Below are 20,257 nucleotides of genomic sequence, written 5' to 3' on the forward strand. Positions count from 1 at the left end.
GTATATTACATGCAGAAAATATGCTCTCCGATCGTCTTCACCTGAGGCCGCGACCAGATCCATTTAGAGGTTGCCGTTTTCGGGTTGAAGTAGTAGATGCAGCCCCCCGTAGGGTCCCAGCCGTTCAAGGCTTGCTGAACCGCTTTACGCGCCTGTTCGTTAGGCTCCAGCCAGATTTGGCCGTCGGCAACCGCCGTAAAGGCTCCCGGCTGAAAGATTACGCCAGACACGGTATTTGGGAAGCTCGGCGACTTGACTCGGTTTAGAATGACCGCTGCGACCGCAACCTGTCCTTCGAACGGCTCGCCGCGCGACTCTCCGTATACGGCATTCGCCATAATCCGCAAATCGTTCTCTGACAAGCCCATCGCGTTGGAGGACGACAGATCCGAATTTTCCGCATTTGCCTTTTCTTCGCCGCCACCGTTGTTGCCAGCAGTCTTATTCCCAGTCTCGGTCTGCTTCGCAGTCTCGCCAGCGTTGGCGTATTCCATGCCTGGCTTCCAGTTCTTCGTCGCATTGTACAACTTTAGCTTCGTTTTGGGGCCAGCCAAGCCGTCAGCCTCCATGCCAAATTCCGATTGGAACCATTTGAGGGCATCGCGTGTTTTAGGACCAAAAGAACTGTCCAGCTTGCCATGGTAGAAGCCAAGGTAAGCGAGTCGGCCCTGCAGCTCATATACGTCCTTGCCAAATGCCCCATAGTCGATCACCTGCTCGCTGAACGCAGGCTGCACTTTATAGGTATTGACTTTGCCTTCGTCAAGCGTATTCCGGAGGACCGTTGCTCCGTATCCAATTCCGAACAGTAGCAGCACTAAACCGGAGGCAAACCAGATTTTTGCTTTCTTCATACGTTTAGCTCTACCTTTCTTTTTAGAAGTTGTTCAACAAGGATGGGTAACTTTAGTATGACAAGCGTTGTCCCTTCCTATGCACCCTAAGTTTCGAGTGACCTCTAAAAAAGAAAGGGGAAGGATTGCTCCCCTGATCCCTTCAGATCAGGAGGAAATCCTTCCCATTTTATACTGCTCGATCGACATCAACACTTCCCGCGGCTTACTGCCTTCATACGGCCCCACGATCCCTCGGGCTTCCATGGAATCGATCAGCCGGGCAGCCCGGGTATATCCGACGCGCATCCGCCGCTGCAGCAGCGAGACAGAAGCCTGCTTCGCCTCCAGCACGATTTGGACGGCTTGATCATACAGCTCGTCCAACACCTCTTCCGCTTCCTGCGATTCCTCGCCGACTTCGGGAACCAGGCTTTCGTCGTATTCGGCTTGACCTTGCCCGCGCACATAATTTACGATCGTCTCGACTTCCTGGTCGCTCATAAATGCTCCCTGCACCCGAATCGGCTTCGATGCGCCCATCGGCATATAGAGCATGTCCCCGCGGCCCAGCAGCTTCTCGGCTCCTGCCATATCGAGGATCGTCCGCGAATCGACCTGAGACGAGACGCCAAACGCGATCCGCGACGGGATATTGGCTTTGATCACGCCGGTAATAACGTCGACCGACGGCCGCTGCGTAGCGATGATCAGATGAATGCCTGCGGCACGAGCCATCTGGGCCAGCCGCGCAATCGCATCTTCGACATCGCTGGCCGCGACCATCATCAGGTCGGCCAACTCGTCCACAATGACGACAATGTAGGGCAGGAAAGCCTCGGGATGATCCGCCATCATGTGATTGTAGCCTTCGATGTTCCGCGCCCCCGACTTCGAAAACAGCTCATACCGTTTCTCCATCTCGACAACGATTTTCTTGAGGGCTAGCGACGCCCGGCGCGGATCGGTGACAACCGGTGTTAAGAGATGCGGGATTCCGTTATAGACATTCAGCTCGACCATCTTAGGGTCAACCATCATAAACTTAACTTCATCCGGCTTCGCTTTGAACAGGATGCTGGTGATGATGCCATTAATGCACACCGATTTCCCCGAACCCGTCGCCCCGGCAACCAACAAATGGGGCATCTTCGCCAGATTGCCGACGATCGTCTGCCCGGAAATATCACGCCCGAATGCGATGCTCAGCTTGGACTCGGCATCCATGAACGTTGGCGTCTCCATCACCTCACGCATCGTCACAAGGGAGACCTCATTGTTCGGCACCTCAATCCCAATCGCGGACTTGCCCGGGATCGGCGCTTCCATCCGGATATCCTTGGCAGCCAGGGCCAAAGCGATATCGTCCGTCAAATTGACGATCCGGCTGACTTTCACGCCGATATCCGGTTGAATTTCATAGCGGGTGACGGCCGGTCCGCGTACAACTTCCAGCACCCGTGCCCGGACGCCAAAGCTTTCGAGCGTGGCTTCCAGCTTGCGGGCGGTTTGCATGTAATCGGCTTGATCGCCGGATTTTCCTGCGCCCGCCGGTTTCGACAGAAGCCGGAAAGACGGCAGCTTGTACGGCTTCGGTGCCGGTTTGGGCGGCGGTGGCGGCGATTCTTCTCCGTGGCCGGCCTCTCCCGCAATCCCCTCAAGCGAGCTGACTCCCGGATCCATGAGTTCCGAATCGTCTGCGCCCAACTCGGCGCTCTCAGAACCCGGGAATGCCGCATCATTCCTCGCCTCCGCTGCGAATGATTCGTCAGCAAAGCCGGGAGCGCCCGGCTCGGCTTCTTCTCCGTCCTCGTCATGCTGCAGGCTCTCCCGCTGGATATTGTCGAAGAAGTCGCGGATGATCGGTCCGGTGTCACCGCCTTGGTGATCCCCGTATGCGCTTCGTTCCGTCCCTTCTTCCTTGCCGATATAGTTGAGCTCATTCCAGTTGATTCCCGCCGCCTCAGCGTGATGAAGAGCGGCCTCCCCGCCTTCCTCTTGCTCCGGAGGGATTGTCGCTTCTGCCGCGGGCTCCTCCGCTCTTCCCTTAAAGTTCAACAGCTGGAAGAACACCGGCTTCTTCCGGGGAGTCGCAGGCAACGACTCGTCCTCGCTGTAGGGCTCTTCCTCCTCCGGATCATCATAGGAGGTCACCGCAGGAGTTGGTTTCTCTACCCGTTTGGCTTTCCCGCGCACCGGTACCGGTCGCAGCATCCGCATCTTTCTCCCGATGCTCTCGCCCAATACGGCCAATCTCGAACGCAGCATGCGGAACAACTCCACGTAAGACAGCCCCGTTACCAGCATAAAGCTGATGGCCAGCAGCACGATCATAATCAGCTTGGCCCCCGCCATGCCAAACAACGAGTATAGCAAAGCGAATTCCAGGGCGCCGATATATCCCCCGCTGATATCCAATCCCAGCAGGCTCATCCCGGCATCGCTTGCCGCCGGGTGGAACAGCGCTCCTTGCAAATCTCGGTGAATCTGACCGAGCACATTCCCCGCGGACATCGGCACTGCAGGTGCCAGCTTATGCTGCATAGCCGATATGGTGCTCATCAGCGTCAGCGACAGCACGGCCAGCAGCACGCCGCTGCGGCGCGCGTTCCAGCGATTGGGCCATTTCCGGTGAATCATGACAGCCAGTCCTATGTAAATGCCGATCACAGGGATCACAAAATAAAATTTGCCGAGGATTAACGCGGCCATTTTCGATAACGTTCTTCCTACGGCAGCCTCCCCGGACAAGGCGATAATGGATAAGGTAATCAGGATGATTCCGTATATTTCGTATTTGAGCATGCTGCCGAGGGCAGCTTTCTTCTTCTTCCGTTTCCGTGGCAAACGAAAACACCCCCTAGATGAATATTATACCATAATCACCGAGGGGGACCTAGAGAAGATACCACAACCGGCATCATCTCATTTCAATAAAGTTGGAAAAAAGGCAATTTGCCGCCCGGGCGCCAAATCCGGATTCAAATAATCCTCGAGCTGGCAGCGCAGCAGCCGCACGATCGTCGCACGATTTCCCGCTTCCATCCGCACTTGCATCAGTACGCCGTTCAGTTCAATTTCACCGTAGGCCTCTTGGTTTTCAATATTCTCCCAATAAGCTTCCTCCGGCAAAATCGTATAATGCGTCACTGGGTCATCCCTCCCGCTTGTCTCCGCGATTCAATCAGCGAATTCAGCTTGGATAACCCTTCGCCGATCCCGCCGATCGCATCGATGAGTCCATATTTAACGGCATCGTTGCCGCCCACGGCCGTCCCGATATCCCGATTCAGCTCTCCGGTTTTGAACATCAGTTCCTTAAACATCTCCTCTGAAATATGCGAATGCGTCGTGACAAAGCGAACAACCCGTTCTTGCATTTTCTCAATATACTCAAATGTTTGCGGCACACCGATAACAAGCCCGGTCATGCGAATGGGGTGGATCGTCATCGTCGCGCTTTCGGCAATCAGGGAGTAGTCGGAAGCCACGGCGATCGGAACGCCGATGCTATGACCGCCGCCGATAACGACCGTCACCGTAGGTTTGGACAGCGAAGCGATCATCTCTGCGATGGCAAGCCCGGCCTCCACATCGCCCCCCACCGTATTTAAGATAATTAACAGTCCTTCGATCCGCGGATTCTGTTCCGCCGCGACTAGTTGGGGGATGAGATGCTCATATTTGGTTGTTTTATTTTGCGGCGGCAACACTAAATGGCCTTCGATCTGACCGATAATCGTCAAGCAATAGACATTGGATTCACCAGGGGTCGGCACCGCCGTTTGCCCCAACTGTTGAATCATTTCAGGTACCGTCGCCTCTTTCTTCTCCGGTTCGTTAGGCGGCAGCTCGGATTCGCTGCGAACGGTCGATTTGCTCAGGTCCTTATTCATGGTAAGCCTTCCTTTCGGTGTCGGCATGTCCGACGAAGTTCGTTGCTCTACGCAGCCCTTAGTATGCCGACAACCTTCTTCAATCTATACAACAACCGAGGAAGGCCCGCCCTCCCGTTTCGAATGCGGTTGCACCCTTTATCCCGTTGGGTCAGAAGCCATTGGCAAGCCTCTAGAGCAATTCCACACACTCAAACTCGGGATCACAATCATGCTCCCATACCGCGTGTGTCGCTCAGGCTATGGCTCTTGCTCTTTCTTTCTCGATCTCTGAACCAAAGGAAATAATCACGTAAAGAGGGCCGTGTGTTCAACCCCATGCCAAAAAAGCCCCTTCTCCTGCGGAAACCGTCCAAATGACCGGCAGGAAAAGGGGCGACTGTGTGCTTATCAACTTAATGATTCGTTTTAATTATACTTCCATAATGATCAGCAGAATCATCGGTCTGCGCCGCGTCTGCTCATACAGGAATCGGCCGAGCGCATCCTTGACGTTCGTCTTCAGCGAAGCCCATTCGTTGACGTTCTCGCTCATCAGCTTCTCGAGCGTACTGGATACAATCCGGTTCGCCTCGTCCAGAAGCCCTTCCGATTCACGGACATACACGAAGCCGCGGGAGATAATATCCGGGCCAGATACAATCGTGCCGTCCTGTTTGCTCAACGTAACGACCACAACCAGAATGCCGTCTTGGGACAACAGCTTGCGGTCGCGCAATACGATATTGCCGACGTCGCCTACGCCAAGTCCGTCGATCAGCACATTGCCGGCCGGTACTTTCCCGGCTTTGCGAGCTACGCCGTTCTGGATTTCGATGGTGTCTCCGATATCGATCAGGAAAATATTATCCGGCTCTATGCCAACCGACTCTCCGAGCAGCGCATGTCTCCGCAACATGCGGTATTCCCCGTGGACCGGAATGAAATATTTCGGCCGCATCAGATTCAGCATCAGCTTCAGTTCTTCCTGGCTGCCGTGACCCGATACGTGCACGCCGGAGTTCGATCCGCTGTAAATCACTTCCGCACCGAGGCGGAACAGCTCGTCGATTGTCCGACCTACATATTTCTCATTCCCCGGAATCGGGGTCGCCGCAATAATAACGGTATCTCCAGGCAGGATATCGACCTTGCGATGTGTCGAACGGGCCATTCGCGTCAAGGCGGACATCGGTTCACCCTGGCTGCCCGTGCACAAAATGACAACGCGGTCTGCGGCCATTTTGTTAACTTCCTCCGGTTCAATGATGATGCCATCCGGTACGTTCAGATAACCAAGTTCTTCTGCACTTGTTACAACATTCACCATACTGCGTCCGATGATGGTCAGCTTCCGGTTCGTTGCATATGCCGCATCGATCACCTGCTGAATCCGGTGCACGTTCGAGGCAAAGGTCGCCACAACCACGCGCTGCTTCGCTTTATGGAAAATATCGCTGAGTACGATCCCGACGTTTTTCTCCGAAGGCGTGAAGCCCGGTCTCTCCGCATTGGTGCTATCCGATAAAAGTGCCAAAACACCGTTTTTCCCGATTTCGCCCATCCGATGCAAATCCGCATATTGATCATTGACTGGGGTATGATCAAATTTGAAGTCGCCGGTATGAACGACGTTGCCTTCCGGAGTTTCAATGCATACGCCGACCGAATCCGGAATACTATGATTTGTCCGGAAGAACGAAGCTTTCATCGTCGTCCCGAGCTCAATCACGGAATCGGCATTGATCAGCACGCGTTTCGTTTCGCCGAGCAGTCCCGCTTCCTTCAGCTTGTTCTCGACCAACCCTAAAGTCAGCTTGGTTCCGTATACCGGAACATTCAAATTCTTCAGCACATACGGCAACCCGCCGATATGGTCTTCGTGTCCGTGCGTCAGCACGATACCTCTTACTTTATCACGGTTCTCCGTCAAGTAAGTGATATCGGGAATGACGATGTCGATGCCAAGCATGTCCTCTTCCGGAAACTTAAGTCCGGAATCGATCACAACGATGTCATTGGCATATTGAACGACATACATGTTCTTCCCAATCTCTGCGACGCCGCCCAATGCGAAAATCGTCAATTTTTCATTATTCATTTTTTTAGACAAGTGAATCTAACCCTCCTAATTATTTTGGACGTCGTATCGAAAATTCCTATGGAAATAGCTCCGACCGCTGCATTTGAATTCCAAAGCATTTAAATCGCAGGAACAAACAACCGCCTAAATCAAGACGGTCTAGCCGTTTCTCAAAGTCATCATCCTAAAATGGTTGTTCAATGCAAGTTAAGGTAAGCCAAAGAGCCCCATCCAGCTCCAAGCGAAATGACAAGAACAATCTTCGCCTTCGCTTGCTGATGTAAACCAACTTCTTGAACGAGCCATTAATTTAAAAATTCACCGCACCCAGTCACTTGAGATCATTATACATGATTAAATTGGAAAAACACAAGTCAGCGCTTTTACCTACGTTTAACGTTACCTTGCGCTATGACAAAAAAACCGATGCCTGCAACTTAGGCATCGGTTTCTGGAAACACTGCACATATCTGGTTAAGAAGAAGGTGAGGCAGGAACTAAAGCAGGCTGCGAATACGCAGGGCTTCCTGTTCATTAGGCGGTACCAGCGGCAGGCGGACCGAACCGACAGGGTGACCGGTTTCATTTAACGCATATTTCACCGCTACCGGATTTGGGCATTCAAACAATACCTTGAATAACGGAAGCAGCTCGCGGTGCAGTCGGCTTGCTTCATCCACGCGCCCGTTAAAGAACTGGACCACCATCTCTTTAATCGAGCGGCCCGCAAGATGGCTGGCCACGCTGATCACACCGTAAGCTCCCACCGCCATTGCCGGCAGTGCAGACGCATCGTCCCCGGAATAAACCTTGAAATGCTCCGGCGCTTGGGCCACGATCATCGCAATCTGATCCAGCGGTGCGCATTCCTTGGTCGCTACGATGTTGGGAATCTTCGCCAGCCGCAGCGTTGTTTCAACGCTTAAGCTTACCACCGTACGGCTAGGAACGTTATACAAAATAATCGGCAGGCTGGTGACAGCTGCGATGGCTTCAAAATGGCGGAAAAGGCCTTCTTGATTTGGCTTGTTATAGTACGGAGCAACCAGCAGGATTCCGTCAACCCCGCATTTTTCAGCCTCGCGTGTTAAGTTGACGGAATGCGCGGTATCATTGCTGCCCGTGCCGGCGATGATTTTGCAGCGACCGGCTGCGTGCTTCACCGCGAAGGCAAATAATTCAAGCTTTTCTTCATCCGTTAAAGTAGGGGACTCCCCCGTCGTTCCGCTCACGACAAGGCTGTCGGATTGCTGTTCCTCCACTAAATAGTCGATCAGGCTTGCGGTCTGGTCCCAGTCGATTTTCCCTTGATCATTAAAAGGCGTTACCATGGCTGTAATCATTCTCCCGAAATCAATCACGCCATCTCCTCCTTCCGATTCCCGCTTCGCTATTTTTATTGCTGCCTTATCAGCATTCCCTGCCTTTTTCTAATCCGATCCAATTGATTCCTAAGTTAGCGGCCCAGCTCGAATTTGGCATGCAGCGCCCGCAGCGCTTGCACCATGTCATCCTTATGCACCAATACCCAAATCGTGGTGTTCGAGTCCGCCGATTGCAGGATTTGGATCTGATGCTCGGTTAAGGCTTCCACAATCTTGGCCATAATGCCCGGAACACCGTTGATGCCGCCGCCGATGACCGACACTTTGGCACAGCCGGTGCAAATTTGCGGCGAAAGCTCCAGCGATTCCAATACCGCCTCAGCCTTAGCCGAATCTTTGTCGAAAACGGTATAAACGACGCCGGTTGGGGTCACATTAATAAAATCAACGCTAATGTCGTTCTCGGCCATGGCCTTGAACACCTGCAGCTGCAGATTATCCGGCCCTTTACCGGCAGACTCCACCCGGATTTGAGTCACGTTCGCCACGTAGGCAATCCCAGTCACGTAACGGTCCACAATGCCGAGCTGGACGTCCTTGAAACCTTCCGGGTTGGCGACCAGCGTTCCTTCTCCCTGTGAAAAAGTAGAGCGAACGCGTACCGGAATCCCGGCTTGCATCGCAATTTCAACGGCGCGGGGATGGATCACTTTCGCCCCTTGATGCGCCATGTTGCAGATTTCTGCATAACTCACGTACTCCAAGGGTTTTGCATCCTCGACAATCCGCGGATCCGCCGTCAAGATTCCATTGACATCCGTGTAAATATCGACCATTTCGGCGTGGAGTGCAGCTCCCAGCGCCGTCGCCGATGTATCGCTGCCGCCGCGTCCCAGCGTTGTAAAATCTCCGCCTTGATTTTGACCTTGAAAGCCCGTTACGATAACGACATCCTTCTGATGCAGTTCTTCCAGCACCCGCGTCGGGACGATATCCAGAATTCTCGCGTTGCCGTACTGGCTGTCCGTTCGGAAGCCGGCTTGAGCTCCCGTCAGCACGACCGAGGAGATGTTCCGCTCGGCAAGCAGGCTGCATAGCTTCGCTGCGGAAATAATTTCGCCGCAGGCCATCAACAAATCTTGTTCGCGGGGCGGCAAACAAGCTTCCCCTTCGGCAACCAAATCCAGCAAGGTATCCGTCGCGTAGGGGTCGCCTTTGCGGCCCATGGCCGAAACCACCACGACGAGCCGGAAACCGTTATCCAGTTCCCGGCGTACATGTGAGATGACATGCTCTCTCGCTTCCTTCGTCGAAAGAGACGTGCCACCGAATTTTTGCACCAAAATGCGCATGGGTATTCCTCCAGTTAATAAGTGCGGAGTAAAGCGATGACTTCATTCCGTTTGAGTAGCAAGATAAACGAACCCAGAGCTTCGAAAACATACCCCTTCGCCGCAATGATCTCCGCGATTGAATCCGGCATTCCATGCTGCGCCTTTGAGCAAATTGTTCCGATACTTCCCACCAATGTTGAGTCCGTCCTGTAAAGACCGCGGCGTGAAACGCCCTTGATTCTCATCTATGCCCGGCTCGCCGGCTGCGGCTGTTCACCCGTGAAAGCGTTCGATAATCAGCGGCTGCAGCTGTTTGCCTTCAAGTGCGGCATAACAAGCTTCCGGTACCAGTTCCATGTTCGCCACGAGCGAATTCGGTTTGCCGGTCGGATTATCTTGCCCGAACGGAACGAAATACACATTTTTAGCCACGATTAACTTCGCGATATTCGCCAAATTAAACCCTAAACCGTCATTAGTCGACACCGCAATGACGAGCGGACGCCCGTTACGCAGTTGGGCTTTTGCCGCCATCAGCACAGGACTGTCCGTTACGGCGTTGGCCAGCTTGCTTGTCGTCGTTCCCGTACAAGGAGCGATAACCAAGACGTCGAGCAGCTTGCTTGGGCCCAGCGGTTCAGCTTCGACAATTGAAGAAATAATATCATTCCCTGTAATATCTTTCAACTGTTTGCGCCAATCTTCCGATTTACCGAAACGGGTGTCGGTCATAAGAACCGACTGGGATATGATCGGCACAACCTTCGCCCCTCCGTCGACAAAACGCTGAATCTGAGGCATAACCTCAGCAAACGTACAATGCGAGCCCGTAATGGCGTAACCTACCGTTTTCCCCTGCCAATTCAATGTTCATCCCCCCGTAATTGGAACTCCTCCAAAATCGACTGACAAATCGTGTTCGCCATAATAATTCCAGCCGTTTTGGGAGCGACGATTCCGGGGATGCCAGGGGCCAAAATCGCCTTGACTCCGCGCTTCTCGGCGAAACGGAAATCCGTTCCTCCGGGTGCCGAAGCCAGGTCGATAATCACCGCCGTGCGGGGCAATTTCGAGATGATTTGCGCTGTGACTATCATAGTCGGAATTGTATTAAAAATCAAGTCAACATCCCCTGCATTCGCGGCCAAATCCCTTGTCGCAAAAGGCTTCCAGCCCATTTGCACCGCTCTTGCCACATCGTCTTCCCGGCGTACCCCGACCCTTACATTCGCTCCCAAACCCTGCAGCGTTCCTGCCAGTGTAAACCCAGTTCGCCCGATCCCCAGCACGATACAGGTCGAACCATGAATCGTAATGTCCGTATTCTGGATGGCCATCATCACTGCGCCTTCCGCCGTCGGAATCGAGTTGTAGATGGCAACGTCGTCTCGTTCGAGCACTTCGATAATCCGGAAGCCGTGCTCGGTACCCATTTGCTTGAGCAAGCTTTTGGCGATTCCGGTATAGACCAAAGTGCTTTTTCGAACAGCTGCAAACCATTCACGTTTGATGACCAATGGTTCGGCAGAGAACGGCGCCGGGACGACCCCATGATCATCGCAACCGATTACCGGAAGGATGATAACGTCCGCGCCAGCCAGCAAACCTGGACTTAACGTCTCCTGCGATACTCCCTTCAGCGGCGTCTCCAGCCGGTCGAAGCCAACAACTCTTACCGTGGCGTCTAGTTCCAGACATTTGTTGATGACCTCCACCTGCCGGGCGTCACCACCGAGGAATACAATCGTTATTCCAGTCAGCATTCTTAGACGGCACTCCTTCCAAGCAACACAGTATAGACCATCTTATGCCGCGGTCTACGAAGTGGTGAAAAGGGAAGAATGCCTCCGAAGACGAGAGCTCCCTCACCGTGTACGGGGCTTGACCGAAAAATAAGAGACATTTAGGGCGTTATTCCGGCCAAATCCCCCTAGTTCTCAAGAATAGAGGACATTTGAGGCGTTATTCCGAGCTGAACCCGTCATATTCGCCGCTTTTAAGCTCGATAAACGAAAATAAGGGTAAAAAAGTCCTCTATTCCGGTCAAAACCCGCACCTAACCGAAAATAAGAACCTTTTTTACCCTTATTCTTCCACACTCATAACTTACTTCGTCCCGGTATGGCCAAACCCGCCGGCGCCGCGAACCGTCTCAGACAGTTCGTCCACCTGCACCAGGTTAATTTCAGGGACGATCTGGAACACCATCTGCGCAATCCGTTCATTCCGACGGATAACAAATGGTTCCTGCCCAAGGTTGATCAGCAGCACCTTGATTTCGCCGCGATAGTCGGCGTCGATCGTTCCCGGCGTGTTCAGGCACGTGATTCCGTGCTTGTACGCCAGGCCGCTGCGCGGCCGGATTTGCGCCTCTAGGCCGCCGGGCATCGCGATAGCGATCCCGGTCGGCACGAGCGCGCGTTGCCCCGGCTGAAGCGTCAGCTCCTCCGTAACGGCAGCGTAGAGGTCGAAGCCGGAGGCCAGCTCCGACATTTTGCGAGGCAGTTCAATATCTTCATTTCCTGCCAAACGGTTGATTTGGACTTCAAACGACAAGTTCATCTCTCCTAACTCCCGATATCACGCGATCCGACGAGCCCACCATAGCAAGCGAGAAGGGCTCGCTAAACATGGCCTTGATCACCTGGTTAACTTCATCCATGGTCACCGCCTCGATGCGGGCGATCATTTCATCCAATGAATAATGTCTGCCCAGCATCAGCTCGTTTTTACCAAGCCGGTTCATGCGGCTTCCGGTGCTCTCCAGACTCAGAATCAAGCTGCCCTTCAACTGCTCCTTCCCTTTGCTCAGCTCGCTGTCGGTCATGCCGTGAACCGATACGTCGTGCAGGATCTCCTGGGTCAAATCCAGCACGTCCTTGGTTTGACGCGGCGCGGTTCCCGCGTACACCGTAAACAGGCCGCTGTCCGCGTGCGAACTGTGGTAAGAATACACCGAGTAGGCCAACCCCCGCTTCTCGCGAATTTCCTGAAAGAGCCGCGAGCTCATCCCCCCGCCGATCGCATTGTTTAAGAGCACCATCGCATATTGCTTATCGTCCCCAATCGGCAATCCCGGAAAGGACAAGCAAATATGGTTTTGCTCCGTTTTCTTGCGGTGGAATTTCAATCCGCCCAGGAAGTCCGGAGCGGCTAAAGAACGGGAGCTTCCCCGGTTCGAAAAATCGCCGAAGTACTTCTCCAGCAAATCGATCACCTGATCATCGATGTTGCCAGCGACGCTGATCACCGTATTCTCGATCGTGTAGTGCTCGCGCATATATTCCCGAAGATGCTCGGATTCCATAGCGCGCAGCTTCTCCTCCGTACCCAAAATCGGCAAGGCCAGCGGATGTTCCCCGTAGGCGGCCTGCGACACCAGATCATGGACCATATCATCCGGCGTGTCTTCATACATGGAGATTTCCTCCACAATCACGTTCTTCTCTTTCCGCAGCTCTTCAGCATCGAACAAGGATCGGAAAAACATGTCCGACAACACATCAACCGCAATCGGCAAATGTTCATCCAACACTTTGGCATAAAAACAAGTATATTCCTTGGACGTAAACGCATTAACGTTTCCGCCGATCGCATCGAATTGCTCCGCGATATCCTTGGCGCTGTATCGCTCCGTACCTTTAAATAACATGTGCTCGATAAAATGCGAAATTCCGCCCCATTCGGGACTTTCATTGCGGGAGCCGGTTTTCACCCAAATGCCAAACGAGACCGAGCGGCAAGTGGGGATTTTCTCCATAACCACCCGAAGGCCGTTTTTTAATTGCGTTTTCTTCACGAAGGGCCCTCCTAAATGTTTTGCAAAGCATTTCAGTGCATCGTTAATAAATGCACCCCTATCCTACCAAAAAAAGGCGGCAAGCTCAACTCTGCGGAACCTGCGCTTCTACCCGATCCGGCGACAACGTCTGTTCCACCGTTCCCAGCAGCAGACCCTTGCTTTGAATGGCCTGAATCATCCCTTGAAGCGCGTCCCGGCTGGACGCCGTCGGATGCATCAAAATGAGCGAGCCCGGTCCCACATTGCTGCTGATTTTGCTCACGATGCTGGATGACGGCGGATTCCTCCAATCCACCGTATCCACGGTCCACAGCACGGTCTTAAGCCCCTGCTCCGCCGCCAGCTTGACGGTTTGCTTGTTAAAGTCACCCGAAGGCGGGGCAAACCAGCGATTCTCCACACCCAGCTTCTCCTTTAACAGCTCCTTCGTCTTGGAAATCTCAAGCCGGGCGCGGGTAGCCTCCAGTTGACTCATATTCGGGTGCGAGTAGGCATGATTCTCGATCTGATGCCCGCGCCGCTTGATTTCGGCGGCCAGCTCCACATTCTTCTTCAGCCAGCTGCCGTCGAGGAAGAAGGTAGCCTTTACCTTTGCCTGATCCAGCGTATCAAGCATCGGTTCAAGATATTCATTGCCCCAGGCAACATTAATCATAAATGCAGCCATCGGCTTGTTGGGGTTTCCGCGATAAATCGGCTCTGCGCCTAAATCATCCAGGTTCACCTTCGGTTTCAGCTCGCGATAGACGTATTCGATTTCCGCACCGGGGGACAGCTGTTTGGCCTTCACATAGGTACGTTCAATATCCACCTCGCGGCCGTTATAGCCGGGGATGGCTTTCCAGACCCGGTCGACGACGGCATCCACCGGCTCAACCCGCCGCTTTACTGCTTCCTCGCGGATTCGGGCCAGGAGCGGATCCGCGTCCTTCGCAGTCCCCCGGCCTTCTGGATTGATTTGTCCATTGGCTTTCGGATCCCCGGTCAGGTCGTTGATCAAGCGAAAAGCGAAGCTGCCGCCTTCCCCTCCCGAGCTTTCGGCGATAAAAGCCCGAATGCCGGCAAACTGCCCCACTATCATGACAAAGGCAATGCATATCGCAATGACCGCAAATTTATTCCGCCCCATGCTGAAGCCCATCCCCTCAAACGGTTTTTGTCCCCATCATATGTTGACAAGCCTGAGAGTATGCTTCTTTTCGAGAGCAGTAGGAAGAAACGTACAATTAAAAAAGAGCCAGAATTGATTCATTCTGTCTCTTTTCCCGCAAGGGTCGCCTGCGTCGTCAAGGCTGCGTTATTTATTTGGAAGGGGATTTTTCCGTTTCTGCGGTTAACACCGCTTTGCGGGAAAGATTGATCCGTCCTTGGTTATCGATTTCGGTAACTTTAACAGTAACCGTATCGCCGATCGCCACGACGTCTTCCACTTTGGCTACGCGTTCCGTTGACAGTTGGGAAATATGCACCAAGCCGTCTTTACCCGGCAGAATCTCGACGAAAGCCCCAAACTTCTCGATCCGTTTGACCGTCCCGACGTAAATCTCGCCGACCACGACTTCCTTGACGATTCCCTCGATGATCGAACGGGCTTTGTTGTTCATCTCTTCGTTCGTTGAAGCGATAAATACGCGGCCGTCCTGTTCGATATCGATCTTCACGCCGGTTTCCTCGATGATCTTGTTGATGATTTTGCCGCCCGCCCCGATCACATCGCGAATCTTGTCCGGATTGATCTGCATGATGACGATCTTCGGCGCGTAAGGAGACAGATGCTCCTTCGGCTTTTGGATGCGCTCCATCATTTTGGACAGGATAAACATCCGGCCTTCTCTCGCCTGCTTCAAGGCATCGGTCAAAATCTGACGGTCGATCCCATCGATCTTGATATCCATTTGAATCGCTGTTACGCCTTCTGCAGTACCGGCTACTTTGAAGTCCATGTCGCCGAGATGGTCTTCCATCCCTTGAATATCGGTCAGGATAGACACATGCTCGCCGTCCTTGATCAGACCCATTGCTACCCCGGCAACCGGTGCTTTGATCGGCACCCCTGCGTCCATCATCGCCAGCGTGCTGGCACAGATGCTCGCCTGAGAGGTGGAACCGTTCGATTCCAACACTTCCGATACGAGACGAATCGTATACGGGAATTCGGATTCCGGCGGGATGACCTTCGACAACGCGCGTTCGCCCAATGCGCCGTGCCCGATTTCGCGGCGGCCCGGAGCCCGCAGCGGACGAGCTTCACCTACGCTGAACGGAGGGAAGTTATAATGGTGCATGAAGCGTTTCGACTCTTCCAGGTCGATGCCGTCAAGAATTTGAACGTCACCGAGCGCACCCAGGGTACAAATGCTCAGCGCTTGCGTTTGTCCGCGCGTAAATAGGCCGGAACCATGCGTACGCGGCAGCAGGCTGATATCGCATTCGATCGGACGAATCTCGTCCAGCTTGCGTCCGTCAGGGCGCACTTTGTCGTGAGTAATCAAGCGGCGGACTTCTTCCTTGACGATGTCATGCAAGACTTCCTTCACATCGGCAAGCAGCTCGGGCATTTCTATGTATTTCTCTTCGAAATGAGCCACCGTCTCGTCATTAATGGCATCAATCGCATCCTGACGCGCATGCTTCTCGGCAATCTTCACGGCCTCAACCAGGCGATCCTGGGCAAAGGCGCGAACCTCGCGGTTCACCTCTTCATTCACCGCATGCAGCTTCACTTGCATCTTCTCTTTGCCGGCGACCTTCACGAGCTCTTCGATGACGGCAACGATGTTTCTGATCTCCTCGTGACCGAACATGATCGCTTCGAGCATGACCTCTTCAGGCACTTCGTTCGCCTCGGCCTCCACCATCATGATGGCGTCTTTGGTACCAGCTACGACAACGTAAATGTCGCTGGCTTCTTGCTCAGCCACGTTCGGATTAATGACGAATTGACCGTTCACCCGTCCGACGGCCACACCGCCAATCGGTCCGTTAAACGGAACATCGGAAATGCTCAGCGCTGCCGAAGTGCCAATCATCGCTGCAATTTCCGGCTCGCAATCCTGATCCACACTCATCACCAGGTTCACAATTTGCACGTCGTTCCGGAAGCCTTCCGGGAACAGCGGGCGAATGGGGCGGTCGGTCAAACGGCTGGCCAGAATCGCTTTCTCGCTTGGACGTCCTTCCCGTTTAATGAAGCCGCCGGGGATTTTACCGACTGCATACAATTTCTCTTCATAATTGACGGTCAATGGAAAAAAGTCCAGATCCTTCGGCTCCGAGGAAGCCGTAACCGTACATAACACTGCCGTATCGCCGTAACGGACCATGACGGCCGCATTCGCTTGTTTGGCCAATCGGCCGGTTTCCAGGATGAGAGGTCTTCCCCCCAACTCCATTTTCACTTGATTCTGCATGAAATCCCTCCTTATCACCAATACAAGTTCGGTACTGAGTTCATTATTTCCTGCTTTTCGGCAATTCATAATGATGAAGAGCTTCAGCCGCAGAAGAATGTCCTCATAACAAAAGCTCCTGACGGAGCTTTTCGTGGAAGCTTATCGCAACAAGCCCTAATTTGTAAAAAGCAACCCGGCCGCATACCGCACGCTTCGCCAGCGTCCGCCATGCAACTAGGCTGCTTTTATCAAACATGTCCAATTAACGACGCAATCCAAGTTTCTCGATCAAAGCGGAGTAACGTTTTACGTCTTTGTTCTTCAGGTAAGCCAACAGCTTACGACGTTGACCAACCATCTTCAGAAGACCGCGACGGGAATGATGGTCCTTCTTGTGCGTACGCAAGTGGTCCGTCAAATTCACGATGTTCTCCGTAAGGATAGCAATTTGCACCTCAGGGGATCCGGTATCGGACTCATGAGTTTTGTGCTCTTGGATCAATTGTTGTTTACGTTCTTGAGTCAATGCCATCCTGTTCACCTCCTTTATCTCAAATCGCCGTTAGCCTCGTCGCCGGCGGTGAAACCGCGCAACCAAGCCAAGGTTCTTGCTGCCGTTTGGAAAAAACATGTTTTACCACATGACAACGTTACATAGTATACCACAGCCGCCCAGCAAAGTAAATGCCGGATCCACCGGGCTACCGGGATGCATTCAGCAGTCGTTTAGCTGTCTCGGCATCTTGCCCGATTTGGGCGATCAACTCATCCAGCGAGCCGAACTTGCGCTCCTCGCGAATGTAATGCACCAATTCAACGGACAAGCTCTCGCCATAAATCTCGCCGGAGAACTCAAATAGATGCGCCTCCAGCCAAAAAATCTTGCCGTCCTCGTGGAAGGTCGGCTTGACCCCGACGTTCATCACGCCGGAGTAAATCGCGCCTTCGTGGGTAACCCGCACGGCGTAGACCCCGCTGGCCGGTACAACATAATGCTCCGCCAGCTTCAGGTTCGCGGTTGGGAAGCCGAGCTGCCGCCCGCGTTTTTCACCATGCATAACCGTCCCTTTCAGCGCATACGTCCGCCCCAGCCACCGGTTGGCCAGCTCGATTTTGCCTTCCTGCAGCGCCTTGCGGATCTCCGAGCTGCTGACCTTCTCCCCGTCGATCAGGAATGGCGGCACCGTGCTCACGTCCAGGACGTTGCCGCTCAGTTCGCGAAGCATCCCCGCATCGCCTTCGCCCCGGTAGCCATAGCGGAAGTCAAACCCTACAACCGCTGTGTGCACCTTCAGCGGCACCAAAATCCCGGAGACGAAATTTTGCGGACTCACCCGCGAGAAGGCATCGTTGAATTCAACGATATACACATAATCTACGCCCATCTCGCGCAAGATCCGTTCCTTTTCCTCCGGAGGCGTCAAATATCCGTCATAATCGCCTTTCTTCATGACTTCCTTCGGATGGGGATGGAAGGTCATGACCGAAGCGGGAAGCCCGAGTTCGCGGGCCTGCCGTATGGCGGAGTCGATCACGCTGGCATGTCCCAGGTGAAGCCCGTCAAATTGACCGATCGCCAGCACTTGCGGGCGGGCATTTTGTTCAATAAATCGTTCGGTTAGTGGATATGATAACTTTATCGTTTCCATGATCGTGTCACCTGCAATTTCCCTCGGAATGCGCATTTCATGAGGCTTATTCGGGTAAAAAGACTTTGACCGCCTTCACAGCCAACGTCTCCTCTTCCACCCGAAAGATGCCTAGAAATTGCCGTTCAGGACTGTAAAGCCGCAGCGTCTCCCCGCGTTTGACCGCCGGAGAAACGACGGATGAAGACAGTCGCTGACCTTGCAATGCTGCTTTAACCTTTTCGGCCGAAACCGTATGAGCCGGTAAATGCTCCACGGCTCGAGCGACCGGCAATAAATACTGCTGCAGCGACCCGTCCGCAACGTGGCGGGCAACCTCATCCAGCGTCAAGCAATGCGACTCTGTGATCCCGGCCGACATCGTCCGCTTCAGTTCCGTCATCGCCGCAGGCACGCCCAGGGCTCGTCCGATATCGACGCATAGCGTACGAATATACGTCCCTTTGGAGCACATCGCCCGAAAGGAGATACGGGGATGGGGGCCCTCCGAATGGAAGGCCAGCAACTCCAATTCATAAATCGTCACTTCACGCGGCTTGCGCTCCACGGTTTTCCCTTCCCGGGCCAGCTCATACAAGCGTTTGCCGTCTTGCTTCAACGCGGAGTACATAGGCGGGATTTGCGAGATGGTCCCTACGAACCGGGATAAGATCTGCCGGACTTCCTCTTCGGTCACCTGCACCTCTTCCACGCGTTCGATGATCTCCCCCGTCATATCCTCCGTATCCGTAGCAACTCCAAGAACCAGGGTCGCCTCGTATTCTTTCGGCAAATCCTGCAAATATTCAACCATTCGCGTGGCGCGGCCCAAGCAGAGAGGCAATACCCCCGTGACCGCCGGATCCAGGGTTCCCGTATGGCCGATTCGCTTCATCTTCAACATGCCGCGGCATTTGGCAACCACATCATGGGAAGTAAACCCTGCCGGCTTGTGAATCGGCAAAATCCCCTCGTATGCGTTCATAACTGCTGCCTCACTTGTTCCAGCACTCTTGGAACGATCGTCTCCAAGGTGCCTTCCACCCGTGCGCCTGCGGCCCGGACATGCCCGCCGCCGCCGAAGCTTTGGGCCACTTGCGCAACGTCAACCTTCCCTGCTGACCGCATGCTCACCTTAACCGCATGTTCATGGATGACTTTAAACAGCAGCCCCACTTCGACCCCTTGAATATTTCGCGGATAGTTCACAATACCTTCCATATCCTCGTTGACCGCGCCGGTGGCCATTAAATCTTCGTCGGTAACGGACACCCAGCCAATTTTCCCGTCCTCCGTTAATTGAAGGCCGTTTAAGGCCCGGGTCAGCAACCGCAGCTGCGGCAATGTCATTTGCTCCAGCAGCAGTTCGGATAAGCCGGGACCGTCGACGCCATATTCCAGCAGTTTAGAAGCCGCCGCCATCACCTTGGGGGATGTGTTGGAATACCGGAACCCTCCGGTATCCGTCAGCAGTCCTGTATACAAAGCTGTAGCAACCAGCTCGTCCAGTTCTATGCCCATATAAGTAATAAGATCGAATAAGATCTCGGCGGTAGCCGCCGCGCTTGGCACCACGAGATTCACCGTGCCGTAGCGGTCATTCGTTGGGTGATGATCGATGTTCAGCAACCGAGCTCCTTCAGCGAAATGTACATGCGCGGTTCCTACCCGCTTGAAGTCGGCGCAATCCACACAAATCACATGATCAAACCGACGGTCCAGCGGCATGACCGACAAATCGCGAATTTCCTCCGCCTGCCAAAGGTAGTGCATCCGCTTCGGGATCGGCCCTTCGTTAACCATAACGAATTTTTTACCCAGACATGACAGAAGCCAGCCCACCGCAAGGGTGGAACTGACTGCGTCACCGTCCGGCTGAACATGCGACACGATTAGGAAATGGTCGTTCTGAGTCAAAAAATCCTTGGTTTGACTCAGCTCCCGTTCATAGGTCGTCTGCATAGCCGTCTCCTTTAGAGGACTCA

The 20,257-nt window shown here is 53.7% G+C and carries 17 protein-coding genes; all 17 read right to left on the reverse strand.

The genetic code is table 11. The annotated features are described in order from the left end of the window. Nucleotides 1-5: 5 nt before the first annotated feature. The 17 genes from sleB to BN3795_RS17595 all read right to left on the reverse strand — a co-directional run bounded on the left by sleB (nt 6) and on the right by BN3795_RS17595 (nt 20,234). Nucleotides 6-854, reverse strand: a complete 849-nt coding sequence (gene sleB / locus BN3795_RS17515; protein ID WP_068785991.1) for a spore cortex-lytic enzyme — start codon at nt 852-854, stop codon at nt 6-8. Between the two features lie 147 nt (nt 855-1,001). Beyond that, nucleotides 1,002-3,638 (reverse strand): DNA translocase FtsK, encoded by a 2,637-nt coding sequence (locus BN3795_RS17520; protein ID WP_408635044.1) that lies wholly within the window; start codon nt 3,636-3,638, stop codon nt 1,002-1,004. Nucleotides 3,639-3,758: 120 nt separating this feature from the next. Next, a complete protein-coding gene (locus tag BN3795_RS17525; RefSeq protein ID WP_068785993.1) occupies nt 3,759-3,983 on the reverse strand; it encodes a YlzJ-like family protein in 225 nt (74 codons plus the stop codon). Further along, complete coding sequence (locus BN3795_RS17530) at nt 3,980-4,729, reverse strand: ClpP family protease (RefSeq protein WP_198524753.1); 750 nt, start codon at nt 4,727-4,729, stop codon at nt 3,980-3,982. The genes BN3795_RS17525 and BN3795_RS17530 overlap by 4 nt, the downstream gene beginning before the upstream one ends. A gap of 412 nt (nt 4,730-5,141) precedes the next feature. After that, nucleotides 5,142-6,821 carry a ribonuclease J gene (locus BN3795_RS17535; protein WP_068785995.1) on the reverse strand — a complete coding sequence of 560 codons (1,680 nt, stop codon included), beginning with the start codon at nt 6,819-6,821 and terminating at the stop codon, nt 5,142-5,144. Nucleotides 6,822-7,288: 467 nt separating this feature from the next. Beyond that, on the reverse strand, nt 7,289-8,152 hold the full coding sequence (gene dapA, locus BN3795_RS17540) for a 4-hydroxy-tetrahydrodipicolinate synthase (RefSeq protein WP_198524754.1): 864 nt from the start codon (nt 8,150-8,152) through the stop codon (nt 7,289-7,291). Nucleotides 8,153-8,247: 95 nt separating this feature from the next. Then, nucleotides 8,248-9,468, reverse strand: coding sequence for an aspartate kinase (dapG, locus tag BN3795_RS17545; RefSeq protein WP_068785996.1), 1,221 nt, complete (start codon nt 9,466-9,468; stop codon nt 8,248-8,250). A 255-nt stretch (nt 9,469-9,723) separates the two neighbouring features. Beyond that, the gene (locus BN3795_RS17550) at nt 9,724-10,317 is read right to left on the reverse strand and encodes a dipicolinate synthase subunit B (RefSeq protein WP_068785997.1); all 594 of its coding nucleotides are present in this window, start codon (nt 10,315-10,317) and stop codon (nt 9,724-9,726) included. After that, nucleotides 10,314-11,213, reverse strand: a complete 900-nt coding sequence (gene dpsA, locus BN3795_RS17555) for a dipicolinate synthase subunit DpsA (RefSeq protein ID WP_068785998.1) — start codon at nt 11,211-11,213, stop codon at nt 10,314-10,316. Before dpsA ends, BN3795_RS17550 begins: the two co-directional genes overlap by 4 nt. A gap of 343 nt (nt 11,214-11,556) precedes the next feature. Further along, nucleotides 11,557-12,006 (reverse strand): dUTP diphosphatase, encoded by a 450-nt coding sequence (dut, locus tag BN3795_RS17560; protein ID WP_110945233.1) that lies wholly within the window; start codon nt 12,004-12,006, stop codon nt 11,557-11,559. After that, complete coding sequence (locus tag BN3795_RS17565; protein WP_068786000.1) at nt 11,996-13,249, reverse strand: M16 family metallopeptidase; 1,254 nt, start codon at nt 13,247-13,249, stop codon at nt 11,996-11,998. Before BN3795_RS17565 ends, dut begins: the two co-directional genes overlap by 11 nt. 85 nt (nt 13,250-13,334) lie before the next feature. Then, nucleotides 13,335-14,381, reverse strand: coding sequence for a polysaccharide deacetylase family protein (locus tag BN3795_RS17570; RefSeq protein WP_068786001.1), 1,047 nt, complete (start codon nt 14,379-14,381; stop codon nt 13,335-13,337). A gap of 172 nt (nt 14,382-14,553) precedes the next feature. After that, the gene (gene pnp, locus BN3795_RS17575; RefSeq protein ID WP_068786002.1) at nt 14,554-16,662 is read right to left on the reverse strand and encodes a polyribonucleotide nucleotidyltransferase; all 2,109 of its coding nucleotides are present in this window, start codon (nt 16,660-16,662) and stop codon (nt 14,554-14,556) included. Between the two features lie 244 nt (nt 16,663-16,906). Next, the gene (gene rpsO, locus BN3795_RS17580) at nt 16,907-17,176 is read right to left on the reverse strand and encodes a 30S ribosomal protein S15 (protein WP_068786003.1); all 270 of its coding nucleotides are present in this window, start codon (nt 17,174-17,176) and stop codon (nt 16,907-16,909) included. Between the two features lie 169 nt (nt 17,177-17,345). Continuing rightward, a complete protein-coding gene (locus tag BN3795_RS17585) occupies nt 17,346-18,293 on the reverse strand; it encodes a bifunctional riboflavin kinase/FAD synthetase (RefSeq protein WP_068786004.1) in 948 nt (315 codons plus the stop codon). A gap of 46 nt (nt 18,294-18,339) precedes the next feature. After that, a complete protein-coding gene (truB, locus tag BN3795_RS17590) occupies nt 18,340-19,257 on the reverse strand; it encodes a tRNA pseudouridine(55) synthase TruB (protein ID WP_068786005.1) in 918 nt (305 codons plus the stop codon). Further along, a complete protein-coding gene (locus tag BN3795_RS17595; RefSeq protein WP_068786006.1) occupies nt 19,254-20,234 on the reverse strand; it encodes a DHH family phosphoesterase in 981 nt (326 codons plus the stop codon). The genes truB and BN3795_RS17595 overlap by 4 nt, the downstream gene beginning before the upstream one ends. Nucleotides 20,235-20,257 lie beyond the last annotated feature (23 nt).

It is taken from the genome of Paenibacillus phocaeensis (assembly GCF_900021165.1).
Classification (GTDB): domain Bacteria; phylum Bacillota; class Bacilli; order Paenibacillales; family Paenibacillaceae; genus Fontibacillus; species Fontibacillus phocaensis.